Raw genomic sequence first — 19341 nt, forward strand, 5'->3', positions numbered from 1 at the left:
GACTACTCCATTGGCTGACTTTTTCCTTTGCCCACGTGCTCGCAAGTCGAGAAGCTTAGACATTACAAAAGCGCAGCCCAATACGATCACGACTAGTGCGACCACAAAGTCAGTTGAAAAAAATGCTGGCAAATCACCCCCTGACGGACGGATGCCAGAACGTGACAGCGCGTTCCAGGAGTGCGACGAGGCCGTAGAATAGCGATCCGGCGAGGGCGGCAACGGCGATTTCTGCCCAGACCATATCGACATTCATGCGGCCGACCTCCGTGGAGATACGGAAGCCCATGCCGACAATCGGTGTGCCGAAGAATTCAGCGACAATCGCGCCGATCAGGGCGAGCGTCGAATTGATCTTCAGCGCATTGAAGATGAAGGGCATGGCCATCGGCAGACGCAGCTTGAAAAGCGTCTGCCAGTAGTTGGAGGCATAGGTGCGCATCAGGTCGCGTTGCATCGCATCAGACGCGGCGAGACCTGATACCGTGTTCACAAGCATCGGGAAGAAGGTCATGATGATCACGACCGCAGCCTTGGACGGCCAGTCGAAGCCGAACCACATCACCATGATGGGGGCGACACCGATGATCGGCAGTGCAGACACCAGATTGCCGATCGGCAGCAGGCCGCGGCGAAGGAACGGCACCCGGTCCACCAGAATGGCAGTGATGAACGCCGAACCACAGCCGATGGCGTAACCGGCCAGAACGGCTTTCAGGAAAGTCTGGCGAAAGTCAGCCCACAATGTTGGTCCGGAATTGGTCAGGCGCACCCATATTTCGGAAGGGGCTGGCAGCAGAACCTTCGGAACGCCCGCGCCGGTGACCACGATTTGCCAAAGTACCAGAAGGGTAATGCCAAAGAGTGCCGGAATGGCGAGGTTGATGAGCCGGGCTGCAAGTGGCGACAGGTTGCGCCATGTGGCAAGTCGCTCAACGAAGAGCCAGGCCGCTGCCCAGGTTGCTGCTACCAGGGCCCAGAAACCGAGCGTGGCCTGCCCGACGTGGTGCGAGGAGGTTGAGATCAGCAGCCAGGCAGCAATGGCGGTAATGATGCCGAGGACAACGTCTCCAAAGGGGTTGCGCATGAAGCCTAGTTCGTAGCGCACACCGGCGACTGCCAGGATGACCAGGCAAAGGGCAAGACGCGGTACATCCATGATGCCGTAGTCCGGTCCGAAGATCGGACTGAACAGGCCAATTACCACCATGGCTACGATGAACCAGGCCAACAGTGCCGGCATATCGAGGCGGCTCTTTTTTTCGGTCATGGTGCTCATCCGGCCATCCCCATGCGTTTCAGCGTGCGCTTCTCGATCATGCCTATCAGGGCAACCAGGGACCCGGCCAAAAAGGCGGCCATCAGAAGTGCCGACCAGATCTGGACAGTTTGGCCGTAGTAGGAGCCGGCAAGCAAACGCGCGCCAAGACCGGCCACGGCACCGGTCGGCAGTTCACCGACGATCGCTCCGACGAGAGAGGCAGCCATGCCGATTTTCATCGATGTGAAAAGGTAGGGCACTGCATAGGGCAGGCGCAGTTTCCAGAACGCCTGGAAGCGTGTCGCCGAATAGGTGTGCATCAGGTCCATGTGAATGACTTCAGGTGATCTCAGTCCCTTCACCATGCCGACCGTGACCGGGAAGAAGGACAGGTAGGTGGAGATCATGGCTTTGGGCAGCAAACCTGAGATACCAACAGCGTTGAGAACGACGATGATCATCGGCGCGATGGCCAGAATGGGAATGGTTTGCGAGGAAATGACCCACGGCATCAATGATTTGTCGAGAACACGCGAATGAACGATGCCAATTGCCAGAAGAATGCCGAGTGTCGTGCCGATCAGAAACCCGAGGAGCGTCGAAGAGAGTGTGATGCCCGTATGATAGACCAGCGACCGCTTTGACGTGATCTTCTTGTTTACAGTCGTGTCCCAGATTTCCACAATCACCTGGTGCGGCGCAGGCAGGACCGGGCGCTCCTGGTAAAGCGTATCGGTGACAAGTTGAGAGAACCCGACATCACTTTGTCCGGCACGCTCATACATGTCTTTTTGGAATGGGGTGTTGAGTGCGACTGCGGCGACATACCAGAGCGCTATGATCGCCAAGACGACGACGGTGACCGGACCGACCGTTCCAGACATCAGACCGGCAAATGGGTTCATGCTACGGGTCTGCGAAAGAGAGGCGTCAGTCATGAATCCGCGCCTTTCCCGCAATCGCAGAAATGCGTTGCCAAACCCTGATCGCAAGACCATCGAGGGCCTGGATTTCCACGGCAGGGTCGACATCAACAAATGTCGCGGGTCGATGCGAATTAGTCTTCATAGGAGTGCCCTGCCTTCAGTCCATCGCGCACCCGGTGGGCGATTTTCAGGAACTCCGGTGTCTCGCGAATATCAAGACTGCGGTCGCGAGGCAGATCGCTTTCGATCACGTCGTAGATACGGCCCGGGCGCGGGCACAGCACGACGATCTTGGTCGACAGGAACACCGCTTCCGGGATCGAGTGGGTTACGAAGACAACGGTCTTGTTGGTCTTGGCCCAAAGCTGCAGCAATTGTTCGTTGAGATGGTCGCGGACGATTTCGTCGAGCGCACCGAAAGGTTCGTCCATCAGGAGCAGATCCGGCTCGACGGCGAGGGCGCGGGCGATCGACGCGCGCTGCTGCATGCCGCCTGAAAGCTGCCAGGGATACTTCTTTTCGAAGCCGGTGAGGTTCACCAACTCCATGTTTCGGGCAATCCGCTGTTGCTGCTCAGCCTTTGAAAGCCCCATGATTTCGAGAGGCAATGCCACGTTCTTGGCAATCGTGCGCCAGGGATAAAGGGCGGCAGCCTGAAAGACATAACCATAGGCCCGATTGAGGCGTGCTTGTTCCGGAGAGACACCATTGACCGTGATGGACCCCGCGGTCGGCTTTTCAAGATCGGCGATGACCCTGAGCAACGTGGTCTTGCCGCAACCCGACGGACCGATGAAGGAAACGAAGTCTCCCTCTTCGATCTTCAGATCGATGTCTGAAAGCGCGTGAACCGGGCCGTCGTTGGTCTCGAATGTTAGCGAGAGGTTCTCGATATCGATCACCCGGTTCGGGCTGGCGCTTTGTTTGTTTTCCACCATTTCGGTGTCCTTTGCGCTGGCAAGTGCAGTCATCAAGTTCCTCGCGGCACGAGTCGGGTCCGGATTGACGTGTTCGTTTCTTGAAGGCCCCGCCTGTTGGAAAGGCGGGGCCGGATTGGATCAGACGCCGCTGGCGGGAATGCCGGTGCGTTCCACCTTACGCGGTGCCGTCAGTTCCTTCCACGTGCTTAGCGCCTTGTTGACGGCCTGATACGGCTTGCGGGCGACAAATTCGCCATGACCCTGGCTGTGGTTGACGGTGCCGTCTTCCACCGCAACGCGGCCACGGGTGAGTGTGTAGCGCGGCAGCCCCTTGACGGCCTTGCCTTCGAAGACGTTGTAGTCGATGGCGGACTGTTGGCTGGAGGCGGAAATGGTTTTCGATTTTTCCGGATCCCAGACGACAAGATCGGCATCTGCGCCAACCAGAATTGCTCCTTTTTTCGGATAGATATTCAAGATCTTTGCAATATTGGTTGAAGTGACTGCGACGAATTCGTTGGGCGTCAGGCGACCTGTATTCACGCCATATGTCCACAACATCGGCATGCGGTCTTCAAGACCACCGGTGCCGTTCGGGATTTTGGTGAAATCGCCAACACCAGTGCGCTTCTGATCGGTGGAAAATGCGCAATGGTCGGTCGCAACCACCTGCAAGGAGCCGGACGCGAGACCTGCCCAGAGGCTGTCCTGGTGTTTCTTGTCGCGGAACGGAGGCGACATGACCCTGCGTGCGGCGTGGTCCCAGTCGGCGTGCTCGTATTCGCTGTCATCCAGCGTCAGATGCTGGATAAGCGGTTCGCCATAGGCGCGGATGCCGTTCTGGCGAGCCCGGCGAATGGCCTCATGTGCCTGTTCCGAAGACGTGTGAACGATATAGACCGGTACACCAGCCATATCCGCAATCATGATCGCGCGATTGGTTGCCTCGCCTTCCACTTCCGGCGGACGGGAATAAGCATGTGCTTCGGGGCCGTTGTTGCCTTCCGCCAGCAGCTTTTGCTGCAAGGTGGCGACGACATCACCGTTTTCCGCGTGCACGAGAGGCAGGGCGCCAAGCTCGGCGCAGCGTGAGAACGAGGCGAACATCTCGTCGTCATTCACCATCAGGGCGCCCTTGTAGGCCATGAAGTGCTTGAACGTGTTGATGCCCTTCTGCTGGACGATAGTCTGCATGTCATTGAAGACCTGTTCGCCCCACCAGGTGATCGCCATATGGAAGGAATAGTCGCAATGGGCCATCGATGACTTGTTGTCCCACATCTGCAGCGCTTCCAGCAGCGACTGGCCGGGCGAGGGCAGGGCGAAATCAACGACCATGGTTGTGCCACCGGCCAACGCGGCGCGTGTGCCGCTGTCGAAATTGTCCGAAGAGAATGTGCCCATGAACGGCATTTCGAGGTGGGTGTGCGGATCGATGCCACCCGGCATGATGTAACAGCCGGTCGCATCCAGGGTTTTGTCACCGGACAGGTTGGGTCCGATTTCGACAATGCGGCCGCCTTCGATTTTCACATCGGCTTCGTAGGAAAGATCGGCAGTTACAACCGTACCGCCCTTGATCACTTTGCTGGCCATTTGTGTTCCCCTTCTCGTTTGTTCACTCGTCCGGTGTGTTGCGCCGGAAATTTCCTTCGTCAGCCTGCCTCATGGACAGGTTTGTACCGGTGATGTCAGATCCCGGTCTTTCAGGATCATTGCAATGTTCTGCTGCGCTGCGACTTCGCAGGCTTCTTGAAAGTCTATCGGCCGGTCCGTGTATTCTGCATCGAAGATCGGCTTGCCTGCCCGGACATAGGCGTTGACGTCGTCGCACCATTTGTCCTGAAAACAGCTTTCGGCGATCAGGAAGTCCATGTGGTTGATCAGATCGGCAGTCAGGTCGGGCACATTCTTCTGCCCGATGCCGAGATCGAGAGAATGGGCAATGGCGGCCAGTCTGGCGACATAGGCAACAACGTCGTCTGCGGTGATCGGAAACCCGCTGTCGTTGTCATGAACGTCCATGTTGTCAGGTTCAATCGCGTCGAAACCCTCGTTCTTGCAAGCTTCGAAACGGGATTTCATGATGGGAAGCAGGACATCAAGGCGGCGGATATCGAGAAAACGCTCGTCCGGCCAGTCTTCGTAGGTTTTGCCGAGCACGTCATCCGGAAATACCTTGAAGTCCTCGGAGGTATTTTCCAGGGTTCCGATGCTGACATAGCAAATGGTGCGGACACCTTTTTGCCTGAGAGCTGCCAGATCCTCCGGTGTCACCAGGTCGGGGTGCAGATCCAGAACCCTGACATTCCTGTCGAGATCGACCGGCTCAGTGAGTTGCCAGTCCCAGCTGTCGCCAACGGAAAAGGCAAAGGCAGGTACTGCGGCCCAAAACTGGGCGCAGACCATTGCCAATGCCTTTCCGTTAAAAGTCATGTTCCTCTCATTTCCCTGTAACGGGCCTCGGTTCAGGTCCGGGGCAGCCAGGTGTTTGCTCAATCCCGTCGCTGACGCGACAGGTTGGCCGATGTTTGTGCTATTCTACGATCCCCGCAGTCTCGACCACCGCGTGGAACAAGACGTCAGCACCCGCTTTCGCCCAATCCTTGGAGATCTCTTCTGCCTCGTTGTGCGACAGACCGTCGACACAAGGGCACATGATCATCGCAGTCGGCGCGACCTTGTTGATCCAGCAGGCGTCGTGACCGGCGCCGGAGATGATGTTTTGATGGGAATATCCGAGACGCTCGGCAGCGTTGCGAACCGCCTCGACGCATCCCTTGTCGAATTCTACCGGGTCGAAACCGCCGACCTTTTCAAATTCGACGTCCAGTCCCATGTCATCGCAGATCTTCTTGGCGCCTGTCTTCAGGCGATCTTCCATATCCTTGATGACGGCAAGATCCGGAGAGCGGAAATCGATCGTGAACACAGCCTTGCCGGGGATCACGTTTCGTGAATTCGGGAAAACCTCGATGTGGCCGGCTGCACCCACGGCATGTGGAGCATGCGACCAGGCGATTTCATCGACCAGTTCCAGAATACGAGCCATGCCGAGGCCGGCATTCTTGCGCATGGGCATCGGTGTGGAGCCCGTGTGGCTGTCCTTGCCGGTTACCGTCACTTGCGTCCAGGAAAGGCCCTGGCCGTGGGTCACGACACCAATATCCTTGCCCTCGGCTTCCAGGATCGGACCCTGTTCGATGTGGAGTTCGAACATTGCGTGCATCTTGGTCTTGCGTGCACCGACTTCTTCATCACCAACCCAGCCGATGCGCTTCAACTCATCGCCGAACTTTAGGCCTTCGTGGTCGGCCCGGTCATAGGCCCAGTCCTGTGTATGAACACCTGCAAAGACGCCAGACGCAAGCATTGCCGGTGCAAAGCGAGTGCCTTCCTCGTTGGTCCAGTTGGTGACCACGATCGGGTGTTTGGTCTTGATGCCGAGATCGTTCATGGTTCGGATGACTTCGAGTCCTCCGAGCACACCAAGAACGCCGTCATACTTGCCGCCGGTCGGCTGAGTATCGAGGTGTGAGCCGACATAGACGGGCAGGGCGTCCGGGTCTGTTCCCGGCCGGGTCATGAACATGTTGCCCATGGTGTCGACAGCCATGGTCATGCCGGCTTCCTCGCACCATTTCTGGAACAGCTTGCGGCCCTCGGCGTCGGCATCGGTCAGGGTCTGGCGATTGTTGCCACCGGCAACACCCGGACCGACCTTTGCCATCTCCATCAGACTGTCCCAGAGGCGTTCTGCGTTGATCCTCAGGTTTTCGCCGGGGGCTGCCATGCTTGTGTCTCCTAAAACGTGTCTTTGTCTCTTGTCTTGCCGGATATCAGTCGATGGCGTTCAGCACGCTGCGCAGCTTGCCGAACAACTCGTCGATCTGTTCCTTCGAAATAATCAGCGGCGGGGACAGGGCGATGATATCGCCAGTCGTGCGGATCAGCAGCCCGTCGTCGTAGGCCTTCAGGAACGCCGAGAACGCCCGTTTCGTCGGTTCCCCTGCAATTGGCGTCAGTTCGATTGCGCCAATCAGACCGAGGTTGCGAATGTCGATGACATTCGGGCAATCCTTGAGTGAATGCAGGCCGTCTTCCCAATATTGGGCAAGGTCAGCCGCACGTGTCAGCAGGCCTTCTTCCTCGTACGTGTCGAGAGTTGCTAGAGCAGCTGCGCAGGCGAGCGGATGCGCGGAATAGGTATAACCGTGGAACAGTTCGATCATGTGTTTCGGGCCGGTCATGAACGTATGATAGATGTCCGATGTACAGAACACCGCCCCCATCGGGACGACGCCGGACGTCAGGCCCTTCGCTGTTGTGACAAGATCCGGCGTTACACCAAAGAAGTCAGTCGCAAACGGTGAACCCAGACGACCGAAACCGGTGATAACTTCGTCGAAAATCAGCAGAATGCCATGCTGAGAGCAAATTTCGCGCAGGCGTTCCAGATATCCTTTGGGCGGGATCAGAACGCCGGTCGATCCGGCAACCGGTTCAACGATGACAGCCGCGATGGTCGAAGGATCATGAAGCTGAATGATACGGATCAGCTCTTCGGCATATTCAGCGCCGTTTTCCGGCATGCCGCGGGAGAATGCATTGCGATCTGGATCATGCGTATGGCGCATGTGGTCGACACCGGTGAGCATCGTGCCGAAGGTCTTGCGGTTGGAGACGATGCCGCCAACCGATATGCCGCCAAAGCCGACACCGTGGTAGCCACGTTCACGGCCAATCAAGCGGGTGCGAGTGCCCTGACCGATCGCGCGCTGATAGGCGAGCGCGATCTTTAGCGCGGTGTCCACGCTTTCCGATCCGGAATTGGTGAAAAAGACATGGTCCAGCGGGGAGGGCATCATGGCCGCGAGGCGCGCAGCAAGTTCAAATGCCTTGGGATGGCCCATCTGGAAGGCGGGCGCATAGTCCAGCTCGGCAATCTGCTTCTGGACCGCTTCAACGACCTTGGGACGGGAGTGACCGGCGTTGCAGCACCAGAGGCCGGCCGTGCCGTCGAGAACCTGTCGGCCGTCGGCGGTGGTGTAATGCATGTCCTTGGCCGACACGAACATGCGTGGGGCCTGCTTGAATTGCCGATTGGCCGTGAACGGCATCCAGAAAGCTTCGAGATTGTTGGTGGCAGCCTGGCTCGATGCTGACATACGTCCTCCTTGCGACCCTTCGTGCTTGAAGCGGCCGACTGTTGCTGATTTGTGATGGAAGGAATAGCACGCGCACTGCGTCAACGGCAGTGCCGACTGCGCTGGTCCTCTCCCCACACTGTTCCCTGGCGTTCCGGATGGGCTTTTGCCTCTTTCCCGTTCGCCTAAATCCTCTGTCTGGCCTTGCAGCCGCCCCGGTTTGCCGGGATTTCCGAACTGGCCGATGGCTGCCGTTTGTTCAAGACATCCCCATTGCGAGGGACGGATCAATCGACTAGCCTTCTGACCATCTGGTCAATTTACCCTAGGAGGGATTTGACCAAATGGTCAAGATGCAAATCCGGTCGTCATGACTAATTTCTGGTCATTCCCTCCGGTGCTGAACTTGCCAGTTGTGAAATCGGTGTTTTTTCCGGAAAAATGCCGTGTGAATTGGGTGTAGGGTTGGGACCCTTCGCGGCAGAAAACGGAACGGTAGATGGCGGATTTGGGCGAGCAGACGCAGGCATCCTTTAAATCAGGCGGGCTTAGCCGGATCCAGGAAAAGAACCGGTCCCTGATTCTGGAGGCGGCGCTTGGCGAGTTTTCCATGAAGGGATTTTCCGGCGCGACAGTTGAGCGGATCGCTGCAGATGCTGGAATGTCGAAGTCCAACCTGCTTTATTACTTCTCCTCCAAAGAGGCGATCTATAGCGCAACGCTGGCCCATATCCTGGAGGTGTGGCTTGCTCCTTTGAAAACGCTCAATCCGGATGGAGAGCCGGCGCAGGAACTGGCTGCCTATATTCGCCAGAAGATCGAAATGTCTGCCAGGTTTCCGGAAGCCTCAAAGTTGTTTGCCAACGAAGTGATGCAGGGCGCGCCACAGATATTGCCGATCCTGCAAACGGATTTGAAGCGTTTGGTGGCCGAAAAAAGTCAGGTGATCGAAGACTGGATTGCGGCAGGCAAGATGCGAAGTGTCGATCCTGTCCATCTCATCTTCACGATATGGGCAACCACGCAGCATTACGCGGACTTTTCGGTGCAGATCAAGGCGTTGACCGGGAAGGACCTTTCCGACGCGGCCTTCCAGGCTGAAACGGTAGCCGCGGTTACGTCGCTTATCTTGAACGGTGTTGGCCTGAAGTTGCCGGCCGAGAGCGATCAGGTAGTATGAGCGGCGAGACGGACGATCCCTTCGCTGCTTCAAAGATTGCAGTGACCGGACGGCTGTTCATCCTCAAGGAGGATCTCACCGAAGATTTCATTCGCGCCTCCGGGCCTGGCGGGCAGAACGTCAACAAGGTCTCCACGGCAGTTCAACTGCGGTTCGACCTTGCCGGCAATGAAACACTTCCCGAAGACGTCAAGACGCGAGCGGCGAGGCTTGCAGGCAGCCGGCTGACTCTTGGCGGCGAGATCGTCTTGCAGGCGGATCGGTTCCGGACCCGCGAACGGAATCGGGAAGACGCGTTGGAGCGTTTGCTGGACCTGCTGCAAAAAGCTACGGAAAAGCCGAAACCCCGCAAGGCCACGAAACCGACCCTCGGATCCAAGAAGCGTCGTCTCGACGCCAAGAAACAACGTGGCCAGATCAAGAAAATGCGTGGCCGTTCAAGTGGCTACGACGGCTAAGGGACATAGAGCGTGGCGTCGATTACAGGGCCGTGCCGTACGTGTACGCAGCAACCCTAGATATATTTACCTATAGTTCACGTTAAACAAGATTCAAGAAGATGTCGCTAGTGTCCTTGGGGAAAACACCAACCTTAAGGCGATTTCTTATGACGTTGTTATTGCCGCAAAGTGACTGGCGAGAAATCGTCGACGCGTTTAGTCGTTCTCAAGCGATCATACAATTCAAACCCGATGGCACAATTTTGGAAGCGAATGAGAATTTTCTCAGGACCTTCGGATATTCTCTGGATGAAATAAAGGGACGGCATCACAGGATGTTCGTGGATTCGGAGTATGCGAATACGCCGGAATATGAGCGCCTCTGGAAAGCATTGGCGAAGGGGGAGTATCAATCAGCTGAATTCGCCCGGATTGCCAAGGGAGGCAAGGAAGTCTGGATCCAGGCAACATATAATCCTGTCATCAGCAGGTCGGGGACTGTTCGGAAGATCGTCAAGATTGCGACCGATATAACCGAGAAGAAGCGAAACGCGCTTGAGGCCCAGGGGCAGATAGACGCGATCAACCGTTCGCAAGCGGTTATTCACTTTGATCTGGATGGCACAATTCTCGATGCCAATCCAAACTTTCTGAAGGCGCTCGGTTATGAGCTTTCTGAGGTAAAAGGCAAACACCACAGCCTGTTCATGGACCCGGAAGAACGGAAAAAACCCGAATACAGGGCATTCTGGCAAGAGCTTGCAAAAGGTACTTATCAAAGCGGGGAATTCAAACGTCTTCACAAGGACGGAAGGGATATCTGGATTCTGGCCTCCTACAACCCGATCCTCGATGCGGCAGGTAATCCGTTCAAGGTGGTCAAATTTGCGACTGACGTAACCTCCGAAAAGCTTCGAAACGCTGAATATGAAGGCCAGATTGCGGCAATCAGCCGTAGCCAGGCGATGATTTCCTTCACCAGGGAAGGGATCATTCTCGACGCGAACGAAAACTTCCTGCGCACGACCGGATACGTTTCCGCCGAAGTGGTTGGTAAACACCACCGGATGTTCGTGTCGCCCAACTACGCGCAGAGCCAAGAATATGCCTCGTTCTGGAAAGACCTTGGCGAGGGCAAACATGCTTCTGCGATTTATCAGCGCTTCAGCAAGAGCGGTGACCCTATCTGGCTGCAAGCAACCTACAATCCGATTTTTGACGCGTCCGGCAAACTCATCAAGATCACGAAGTTTGCCACCGACGTTACGCAGAATATGAAAGCACGGCAGACAGCAATTACGGCTGCAGAGGCGACACTTGGAACCGTTGAGCAAACCGTTGCTTCTGCCAGGGAAATTACCGGCTCTGCACAAGATGTGTCGCGTGGAATGGACGAGGCACAGCGGGCGGTCGATGACATGCAAACCCGCTCCGAAGCAGCCGGAAGATCCACCGAAACTCTCCGCAACGCTGCGGCTTCCATGGACGATGTCGTTCAGTTGATTTCGAAAGTTGCGGATCAGATCAACCTTTTGTCTCTCAACGCAACGATAGAGGCCGCACGCGCAGGCGAGGCGGGACGGGGCTTTGCTGTTGTAGCGAACGAGGTCAAGGATCTCGCGAGCCAGACATCTCAGGCAACAACGCGAATTTTCGCAGAGATCGAGGAGATGCAGACCGTTGCAGGAGCTGTAGATGAAGCGCTGAAGGCGATCCAGTCGTCAATCACCGAAGTGCAGGAACTGGTTCAGGGAACATCAACTGCAGCGGAACAGCAATGTGCTGCCACGGACGAAATCAGCAGCAAGTTGATGCTCGCGTCCGAAAACGTGGCCTCTGTTTGCAGCAATCTGGATAATTGGGTCGTCGGCATGGAAAACCGGCGAAAAAGCGAACGAACCCGTATTCATGAACATGCCGAAATCCGGTTTGGCCAGAATGAGTGCGTGCAGTGTTCTGTAAGGGATATTTCGGAAAATGGGGCGCGGCTTCATCTGGCTAATGCCGGAAATGTTCCGAACCAGTTCACTCTCCATTTCAACGATGGAAAGCCTGAGAGAACATGCCGCGTTGTGCGCCGGGACGGAGACTACATCGGCACTGAGTTTGTGAAGAACGCTCTTGCGTTGAGCGCATGATAGCCAAGTTTCAGATATCCCGTTCTGCCCGGGCAATGCCGTGGGTGATCAGACGATCGATGATCTCTGGATAGCTGACGCCACTTGCAGCCATCGCTTTGGAATACATGCTGATATTCGTAAAGCCGGGTATCGTGTTTAGTTCGTTCAGCAGGAAATTCATTTCCTGCGTCACAAAGAAATCGACACGAGCCATGCCGTCGCACCCCAGGGCTCTGAACGCCTTTGCCGCCAGATCCTGCATCCGGCCTTCGACATCGTGCGGCAATTCTGCGGGCACCTTCAAGGCCGCGCCGTCTTCGTCGACATATTTTGCGTCATAGGTGTAAAAGCCATGGCTTTCGGCAGGAACAATTTCGCCCGGCCTGGAGACGAACAGCGTGCCGTCGCTTTCCTCCAGGACCGCGAATTCGATTTCGCGGCCAAGAACGAACTCCTCGGCAAGAAGCTTGTTGTCGTGCTTGAATCCTTCTTTCAAGGCGGCCTCAAAGTCGTCTGCCGTCTGAACCTTGCTGACACCGACCGAGGAACCCTGGCGGGCAGGTTTGATGAATACTGGCAAACCAAGTTCGCGTTTCAGGAGTTCGAAGTCCGGCACATCGTCCGGCCGAATTGTGAGTGACCTGGCCGTGGGGAGGCCGGCCTCGATGAGAAGCCGTTTTGCAAGATCCTTGTCGAGTGCATTTGCGGACCCTGCGATACCGCATCCAACGAGCGGAACCCGGGCCACTTCAGCAAGTCCCTGTACCGCACCATCTTCGCCATGGAGGCCATGAAGCACGGGAAAGACCGCATCGAGCTTGTCAAAGTCACGAGGCAACCCGTTTTCATCCAGTGCAACCACCCGGCCACGGCCACCTGGAACCGGACAGATTTCAATGCCTGTTGTCGGCCGTGCCAGTTGTCCATTTTCAAAATTGCTCAGCAGCCATTGTCCTTCACGGGTGACGTAGACCGGAACCGCGTCATACTTGGAAGGATCGAGCGCGTTCATGACATTTGTGGCGGAAAGGACCGAGACTTCGTGTTCCGCAGATCGCCCGCCAAACAGGATGGCTACACGCAGTTTTTGAGATAGAAGGGCCAAAAAGGTCTCCAATAGAATCGAATATGCAAATCAAAAGCTGCATCAGCGATAACGCGATATTGCGGCTACGCAAAGTCTGACTGGCGGCGTACTCGGGTCTAGTCCACTGAGACCCGGTTTGGTCTCACGATAAGATAGTGTTGTTAGTAAATGGCACTGTTTCGCCAGGAAAAAGGAGAGGGGGCAGAGATGGCATCCAGAAACGCTATGCTGCCCGGAAAAACAGCACAGGCTCTCACCCTGATGAACTGACCTTCATGGGGAGTATCAAGCCCCATTGTGTCGCCTGGGAGGTGCCAAACACTTCAAAACCTGCCTTCTCATATGCTGAAATGGCACGAGTGTTGTCAGGGTGGGGATCGGTCGCAACGACTGGAACGCCAGCCCCGAACAGTGCCTTCAGGTGCTGCAAGATAAACGCAGGGCCGTGCCCTTTACCTGTCATGTCTGCTTCGCCGATGTACTGATCGATGCCCCGAGATCCCTTGGGAAGCGAGAAAAAGTGGTGATCTTCCCAGCCGTGAACACTGTAGTCCTGCAAGTAGGCGAAGGGGCGCTGGGGTGTCTCAACAATCCAGCGATTCACCCGAGTGTCTTTGAACTTTTGCGCAGTAAAAGGCTCGGCCGAGTCCCACCACTTACGGACATGTGGTCGCGTCTGCCATTCCGACAGGAGAGCTAGATCTGCCGGGGTCACTTCTCGAAATGTGTATCGTTCGCTTGCTGACATTTCAGGACAATATCATACGGACATAAGCACGGGCGTCATGTGCGTCGATACTGTGTGCGGTTCAGGCTAGCTGAGAGGAGTGCAATGTTTTTCGGGAAATAACCCAGTAATAACAGTGCTTTATGGATTTCTGCGGGAAGGGGTGTCCAATCCGGATCTGTGATCTGCCGGACATGGGGGCGTCGTTTGACGCAGATCTTGAAGTGCCGCAAAAGCCAAGTTCACCCGGAAACGACTTCTTTTCCGGGTCATTTAGCTGGCATAAGACGCTGATTTGATTAGGTTTCAAGGTAAGATTTGATTGGAAAAGCAACCGTGGACAATATGGAAATCGACCGACACACAGTTGCGCGTCTCATCCGCCAGCAGTTTCCACATCTTGACCATCTGCCAATTGAACCGGTCTCCAAACAGGGCTGGGACAACACCACCTTCAGGCTCGGTGATGCTCTTTCCGTGCGTTTGCCACGAAATGAATCCTATGCCGAAGCAGTGAAAAAAGAAGCGCATGCGCTGACTGTCTTGAGCGAGCATCTGTCCGTTGAAGTGCCGAGTGTCGTCGCTGTCGGTCTGCCAAGCGAGACATTTCCGCTACCGTGGTCGATAAGGCGTTGGGTCGAGGGAGATACACTTGAAAGCGCTGACGGTGTAGATCCGGAAACAATCGCGGTTTCGCTTGGCAAAACCCTGTGTGATTTGAGAGCGATCGATACGGTTGGCGGGCTCGTTGCAGGCAAGCACTCATTCTATCGCGGTTGCCATCCCAGCGCTTACGGCGACGAAGTTCAAAAGAGTTTGGATATCCTCGGCAGCAAGGTGGACGCAATGCGGTGCCTTGAGGTCTGGCAGCGTGGCATGACGTCAGCCTGGACGGCCAGACCTGTCTGGTTCCACGGAGATGTGGCGGTCGGAAACATCATCGTCACCAAAAGCGTCGTCAAAGGTCTCATAGATTTCGGAACCTGCGGTATCGGTGATCCTGCCTGTGACTTCGTTATGGCCTGGACGTATTTCGGTCTCGAAAGCCGGAAGATCTTCCGGGATGCGTGCCAGGTAGATGATCAGACCTGGCATCGGGCCAGAGCATGGTCGCTCTGGAAAGCTCTGGTTTGCATGTCTGGTCTTTCAAGCCCGGACACCGATGGAACGCAAGCCAAAGCTCTGCAAGCTATCTGCAATGACGTCGACTAGCCGACACTGCCAAAGTCCAGAGCTGGAGCAATGGTGAGATAGGCCGATAGGTGACATTTGTTGCTGGGAAGATGGAGGGCTCCCAATCCACATCACTAATTCGCATAATCAATATTATGGAACATTTATAGCAAGGCGTGTTTGCCAAGCTTTGCCAATGCCTTAGTGATGGATCCGTTTGGCGTTGCCAGTCAGTTTGCGTTTCGGATCGTCATTCTGCGCCTCAGTCGTGCCGTGGCATAGATCAATCGCTGTCGTCCGCGTCGATCACCTTGCGAGCTATTTCAAAGGAAAAGCCCGCCCGGCACATTGCAGCCAGGTCCTTGTCTCGCCGGTCATCTCGATTTGGTGTCTTTCTGAATGGCCCAAGCCGCCTTCGTCTTGCGAAGATCCGAGCGGCTTCCTCGTCGCTGCGTTCGTCTTGTGCCAGCACCGTGTGTATCGTTTCTCTGTCAACGCCTTTGGCAGCCAACTGAGCTTCGATTTTTCGCGTTGAGCCACCACGGCGGCGCAGCCCGGCGGTCTTGGTTTCCGCGTAGGTCTTGTCGTTGACGAGACCTGTCTGAACGCATTTTTCAACGACCGCATCGATCAGGTCGGCATAGTCGGCGGGCTCGAGTTCCAGGCTCATGCAGGCTTTCAAAACCTTGCGTTCAAGAACCTTTCGAAGATTGGCGGCCGATGTCGCATAGCGTTCCAGGTAATGAAGCGCAGACTTGATCAGCCGATCTTCCGTCGGTTGTTTGTAGCGTGGCTTACCAGCCATCGGTGGTTAGAGCGCTTTCTTTGCGTGTGCCTGTGTCTTCAACGGACAGGAGCATACCGTCGTAGGCAGGTTCTATGGTTTCAGGCAGTTCCGCTGACAGGATTTTGTAGTCCAAGTCATTGTGAAGATTGGTGAAAATGGTGCGCCTGGGAGCAATTCTGGAAGTCCAGGACAGCGCATCCGCCAGACAGAAATGGCTTGGATGCGGTCTGCGGCGCAAGCAATCCAGGATCAGAAGATCCAGGTGTTTCAAATGGTTGAGGCTGTTCACCGGAATGTCCGAGACATCGGGAATGTAGGCTGTGTCACCAATGCGAAATCCAAGCGCATTGATCTCTCCGTGGACAACCTCGAAAGGTTCGAATGTTATCGGACCGCCGTTTCCCTCAATGGTGACTGGTGTATCCGGACGAAGATCACGGCGTTCCAGAATGGGCGGATAGTTCGAGCCGGCCGGTGTTTCAAAGCAGTAGCTGAATGCTGTGAGTGCCCTCGCGCTTGTCGCTTCGTCCATGTAGACGGGAACTCTTTTGCCGGATTGCACCCAAAAGGCCCGCAAATCGTCGACACCGTGCAGATGATCGGCATGCGAATGCGTATAGACAACCGCGTCCAGGTGCTTGACGTTGGCAGCCAGCAATTGCGACCTGATGTCGGGTCCACTGTCTATCAACACGGTTGTGCACTCGTTATCCACACGCTTTTCCACAAGAAGCGCACAGCGGCTGCGGCGGTTCTTCGGTTCACCTGGATCGCAATCGCCCCAATCATTGCCGACACGCGGCACGCCTCCGGAAGAGCCGCATCCTAGAATGGTCAGCGTCAAGGTCATGAAGCAATCGCTTTTGTCTGCAGGTTCTGACGAGGCACCTTGCTGAAGAGCCTGAAGAAATTCTCTGTGGTCTGCCGCGCAATCTCTTCTTCCGAAACACCCCTGGTTTCCGCCAGAACCGCCGCGGTCATCGCTGTATAGGCTGGTTCGTTGCGTTTGCCGCGCCTCGGCTGCGGTGCGAGATATGGGGCATCGGTTTCCACCAACAACCGGTCAGCCGGCAATTCACGGGCGATGTCACGGATCTCTTCCGAGCGCTTGAAGGTCAATATTCCGGAGAAGGATACATAAAGGCCAAGCTCTATTCCGGTCAGTGCAAGGTCACGGCCGGACGAGAAGCAATGCAGCAGGGCCGGGAAGGCCCCCTTCCCCATTTCTTCGCGCAAGATGGCTGCCATATCGTCATCCGCGTCGCGTGAATGAATGACCAGTGGCAAGCCGGTGCGCCGTGCGGCTTCTATGTGGATGCGCAGGCCTTCGGCCTGTGCATCGCGCGGAGCCTTGTCATAAAAGTAGTCGAGCCCGGCCTCGCCGATGGCGACCACCTTGGGGTGGTTCGCCAATTGCACGATTTCATCGGCTGGAATACCGCGCTCTGTGCCGGCGTTGTGCGGATGGGTGCCAACCGAACAATAGACTTGCGGGTATTCCTCGGCGATTGCCAGAACCTGGTCGAACTTGCGGATGTGGGTGCAGATGGTGACCATCAGTTCCACGCCGGCCGCCTTGGCCCGCGCGATCAGATCGGCACGTTCACCGTCAAAGTCCGGGAAATCGAGATGGCAGTGGCTGTCGACAAGCATTGAGGATCCAAATGAGTTTGATCGGTATGGCGCATATAGGTGTTGCTGCCACCTTTTAACAAAAGAATCGGGGCTTGCCCAAGTCACGAACTCTCGCTCGTGACGATTTCCAATCTGTGTTGCCGCCTGACGGGCGTTGACGGGTCAGGCTGCGCGCAAAGCGAAGAAAAAATCCAGCACGACCTGTTTCTTGTCGAGATTGAGCGCGTCCGCATCCCGGATCGCCCTGTTCATTTTTTCCCAGATCTCGACGATCCCATGTGCGTCACGCACACCCTTGCCAAGATCCCGGCGCATACGATCGTGCAGCCAGATCTGAACGATGTGCTGGAAGCTTTCCCAATTGTCGGATTGGCCGCGTGCGGCCACCAGGTCCGCCAATGCATGCGCAGCGGCAAGATCGAGTTGTTGCGGCCGGTCTGCGAGCTGACGAACGCCCTTGGCGATTGCTAGACCATCTCCCGAAAGCAATGTGATGGCAGATCGCAAGCTGCCGTCGGCTGTTTGAGCGAGTTCACGAAGGTCATCCGCCGAGGCAACCGATCCGCCAGATAGGTCCTGCAGGCCCTGACCGATCTCCTGCTCGCTTAAGGGATCCAGATCGAGGCGCCGGCATCTGGACCGGATTGTCGGCAGCAGGCGGCCCGGTGCATGGCTCAACACCAGGAACAGGCATCGTTGCGGTGGTTCTTCAAGGATCTTCAAGAGCGCATTGGCGGAACTGATGTTCATGTCGTCCGCAGCATCGACAATGCAGATCCGCCAGGCCTTGGCGGATGCTGTGGTGCCGAAGAAGGAAACGGTTCTTCGCACTTCATCCACCGGCAGGTCGGCTTTGAACCGTTTGGATTTCTCGTCCCAGGGTCGGCGCAAATGCAGAATGTTCGGATGCCCGCCAGCCTTCAGCTGTCGGGACACTGGATGGTCGGGCGCAACCGCAAGATCGCGCGCGGCGGCAACCTGCTGTCCGAATCTGTCCGGATTTGCGATCACGAAACGCGCGAATCGAAAGGCAAGCGTTGCCTTGCCGATCCCCTTCGGACCGCCCAGGATCCAGGCATGATGAAGCCGCTCGGACCTGTAGGCCTCCAGAAGAGCCTGTTCCGTTTTGGTGTGTCCGATCAGGATGTCCCGCTCATGGGGCAACGGATAGCCAGGAAGAGCATCAACTTCAGGAATGTCGATCGGTGCATTGGCACGGGCCATCAGTGCGCCCCTTCAGCAGTGACGCCCGATGCGCCGCCTTCATTCAGGTCGCCGGCAAAGGTTTCCTGCACGGCATTGCGAATGGCTGTTTCAACCTCGGCAGGCTCCTTGGCACCGTCGATCACGGCAAATCGGTAGGATTCGCTACTGGCGAGTTCGAGAAAAAGCTCACGTCTTCGCTGATGGACCTTGAGCTCTTCCCCTTCAAACCTGTCTGGGCCGCCGCTGTCATCAGAGCGGGAACGTTCTGCCACCCGTCCAAGCCCGACTTCTACCGGAACGTCGATGAGGATCGTCAGGTCGGGATAGATGCCTGCAACCGCGGCTGTTTCCAGCAGTTTCAGATAGTCGCGATCGACGCCCGCCTCGCCCTGATAAACCCAGGTCGAATCGGCGTAGCGGTCGCAGAGAACCCAGTCGCCGCGCTCCAGCGCCGGTTTGATGGTGGTATCGACATGGTCCGCGCGTGCCGCGGCAAAAAGCATTGCTTCGCCGCGTGGACCGAGATCCTTTGCGCCGCCAGACAACAGCATTGAACGGATCTTTTCAGCCCCCGGCGAGCCGCCTGGTTCGCGGGTTACGACAACAGATAGCCCCAGACCTTCAAGATAGGTTTTCAGACGGGCGATCTGGGTCGATTTTCCGGCCCCCTCGCCGCCTTCAAAGGTAATGAAATGTCCTGGCACCCTATCCCGGCTCCGCTTGTTCTTGTTG

Annotated in this window: 18 protein-coding genes; 4 read left to right on the forward strand and 14 right to left on the reverse strand. The window is 56.4% G+C overall.

Going from position 1 to position 19341, the window contains the following annotated elements:
* Window positions 1-133 precede the first annotated feature (133 nt).
* The 7 genes from FIV03_RS20155 to FIV03_RS20185 form a co-directional block, all read right to left on the reverse strand.
* Window positions 134-1279, reverse strand: coding sequence for an ABC transporter permease (locus FIV03_RS20155; RefSeq protein ID WP_152510743.1), 1146 nt, complete (start codon window positions 1277-1279; stop codon window positions 134-136).
* Complete coding sequence (locus FIV03_RS20160; RefSeq protein WP_168693492.1) at window positions 1276-2166, reverse strand: ABC transporter permease; 891 nt, start codon at window positions 2164-2166, stop codon at window positions 1276-1278. Before FIV03_RS20160 ends, FIV03_RS20155 begins: the two co-directional genes overlap by 4 nt.
* A 152-nt stretch (window positions 2167-2318) precedes the next feature.
* The gene (locus FIV03_RS20165; protein ID WP_152511999.1) at window positions 2319-3125 is read right to left on the reverse strand and encodes an ABC transporter ATP-binding protein; all 807 of its coding nucleotides are present in this window, start codon (window positions 3123-3125) and stop codon (window positions 2319-2321) included.
* Between the two features lie 120 nt (window positions 3126-3245).
* The gene (gene hydA / locus FIV03_RS20170) at window positions 3246-4703 is read right to left on the reverse strand and encodes a dihydropyrimidinase (RefSeq protein ID WP_152510744.1); all 1458 of its coding nucleotides are present in this window, start codon (window positions 4701-4703) and stop codon (window positions 3246-3248) included.
* Window positions 4704-4772: 69 nt separating this feature from the next.
* Window positions 4773-5543, reverse strand: a complete 771-nt coding sequence (locus FIV03_RS20175; RefSeq protein WP_152510745.1) for an endo alpha-1,4 polygalactosaminidase — start codon at window positions 5541-5543, stop codon at window positions 4773-4775.
* 100 nt (window positions 5544-5643) lie between these two features.
* On the reverse strand, window positions 5644-6900 hold the full coding sequence (locus FIV03_RS20180; protein ID WP_055654352.1) for a Zn-dependent hydrolase: 1257 nt from the start codon (window positions 6898-6900) through the stop codon (window positions 5644-5646).
* A gap of 46 nt (window positions 6901-6946) precedes the next feature.
* Window positions 6947-8275, reverse strand: a complete 1329-nt coding sequence (locus tag FIV03_RS20185; protein WP_152510746.1) for an aspartate aminotransferase family protein — start codon at window positions 8273-8275, stop codon at window positions 6947-6949.
* Window positions 8276-8753: 478 nt separating this feature from the next.
* Between FIV03_RS20185 and rutR the strand changes: the two genes are divergently transcribed.
* The 3 genes from rutR to FIV03_RS20200 all read left to right on the forward strand — a co-directional run bounded on the left by rutR (window position 8754) and on the right by FIV03_RS20200 (window position 12012).
* Window positions 8754-9434: an HTH-type transcriptional regulator RutR gene (rutR, locus tag FIV03_RS20190; RefSeq protein WP_152510747.1), complete on the forward strand. Its 681-nt coding sequence runs from the start codon at window positions 8754-8756 to the stop codon at window positions 9432-9434.
* Window positions 9431-9892, forward strand: a complete 462-nt coding sequence (gene arfB / locus FIV03_RS20195) for an alternative ribosome rescue aminoacyl-tRNA hydrolase ArfB (RefSeq protein WP_152510748.1) — start codon at window positions 9431-9433, stop codon at window positions 9890-9892. The genes rutR and arfB overlap by 4 nt, the downstream gene beginning before the upstream one ends.
* A 149-nt stretch (window positions 9893-10041) precedes the next feature.
* The gene (locus FIV03_RS20200) at window positions 10042-12012 is read left to right on the forward strand and encodes a PAS domain S-box protein (RefSeq protein ID WP_173013894.1); all 1971 of its coding nucleotides are present in this window, start codon (window positions 10042-10044) and stop codon (window positions 12010-12012) included.
* A 10-nt stretch (window positions 12013-12022) separates the two neighbouring features.
* Here FIV03_RS20200 and FIV03_RS20205 read toward each other — a convergent pair whose 3' ends face one another.
* Window positions 12023-13099, reverse strand: a complete 1077-nt coding sequence (locus tag FIV03_RS20205) for a D-alanine--D-alanine ligase family protein (protein ID WP_152510749.1) — start codon at window positions 13097-13099, stop codon at window positions 12023-12025.
* Window positions 13100-13334: 235 nt separating this feature from the next.
* Window positions 13335-13829: a GNAT family N-acetyltransferase gene (locus FIV03_RS20210; RefSeq protein WP_152510750.1), complete on the reverse strand. Its 495-nt coding sequence runs from the start codon at window positions 13827-13829 to the stop codon at window positions 13335-13337.
* A 324-nt stretch (window positions 13830-14153) separates the two neighbouring features.
* Between FIV03_RS20210 and FIV03_RS20215 the strand changes: the two genes are divergently transcribed.
* Window positions 14154-15020 carry an aminoglycoside phosphotransferase family protein gene (locus FIV03_RS20215; protein ID WP_152512000.1) on the forward strand — a complete coding sequence of 289 codons (867 nt, stop codon included), beginning with the start codon at window positions 14154-14156 and terminating at the stop codon, window positions 15018-15020.
* Window positions 15021-15264: 244 nt separating this feature from the next.
* Here FIV03_RS20215 and FIV03_RS20220 read toward each other — a convergent pair whose 3' ends face one another.
* The 5 genes from FIV03_RS20220 to tmk form a co-directional block, all read right to left on the reverse strand.
* Window positions 15265-15786 carry a regulatory protein RecX gene (locus FIV03_RS20220; RefSeq protein WP_152510751.1) on the reverse strand — a complete coding sequence of 174 codons (522 nt, stop codon included), beginning with the start codon at window positions 15784-15786 and terminating at the stop codon, window positions 15265-15267.
* The gene (locus FIV03_RS20225) at window positions 15776-16618 is read right to left on the reverse strand and encodes an MBL fold metallo-hydrolase (RefSeq protein ID WP_152510752.1); all 843 of its coding nucleotides are present in this window, start codon (window positions 16616-16618) and stop codon (window positions 15776-15778) included. Before FIV03_RS20225 ends, FIV03_RS20220 begins: the two co-directional genes overlap by 11 nt.
* The gene (locus tag FIV03_RS20230) at window positions 16615-17421 is read right to left on the reverse strand and encodes a TatD family hydrolase (RefSeq protein ID WP_152510753.1); all 807 of its coding nucleotides are present in this window, start codon (window positions 17419-17421) and stop codon (window positions 16615-16617) included. Before FIV03_RS20230 ends, FIV03_RS20225 begins: the two co-directional genes overlap by 4 nt.
* A 144-nt stretch (window positions 17422-17565) precedes the next feature.
* Window positions 17566-18627, reverse strand: coding sequence for a DNA polymerase III subunit delta' (locus tag FIV03_RS20235; protein ID WP_152510754.1), 1062 nt, complete (start codon window positions 18625-18627; stop codon window positions 17566-17568).
* Window positions 18627-19313, reverse strand: a complete 687-nt coding sequence (gene tmk / locus FIV03_RS20240) for a dTMP kinase (RefSeq protein WP_152510755.1) — start codon at window positions 19311-19313, stop codon at window positions 18627-18629. The genes FIV03_RS20235 and tmk overlap by 1 nt, the downstream gene beginning before the upstream one ends.
* Between the last annotated feature and the right edge of the window lie 28 nt (window positions 19314-19341).

Source organism: Labrenzia sp. THAF187b (assembly GCF_009363375.1).
In the GTDB taxonomy this organism is placed as follows: domain Bacteria; phylum Pseudomonadota; class Alphaproteobacteria; order Rhizobiales; family Stappiaceae; genus Roseibium; species Roseibium algicola.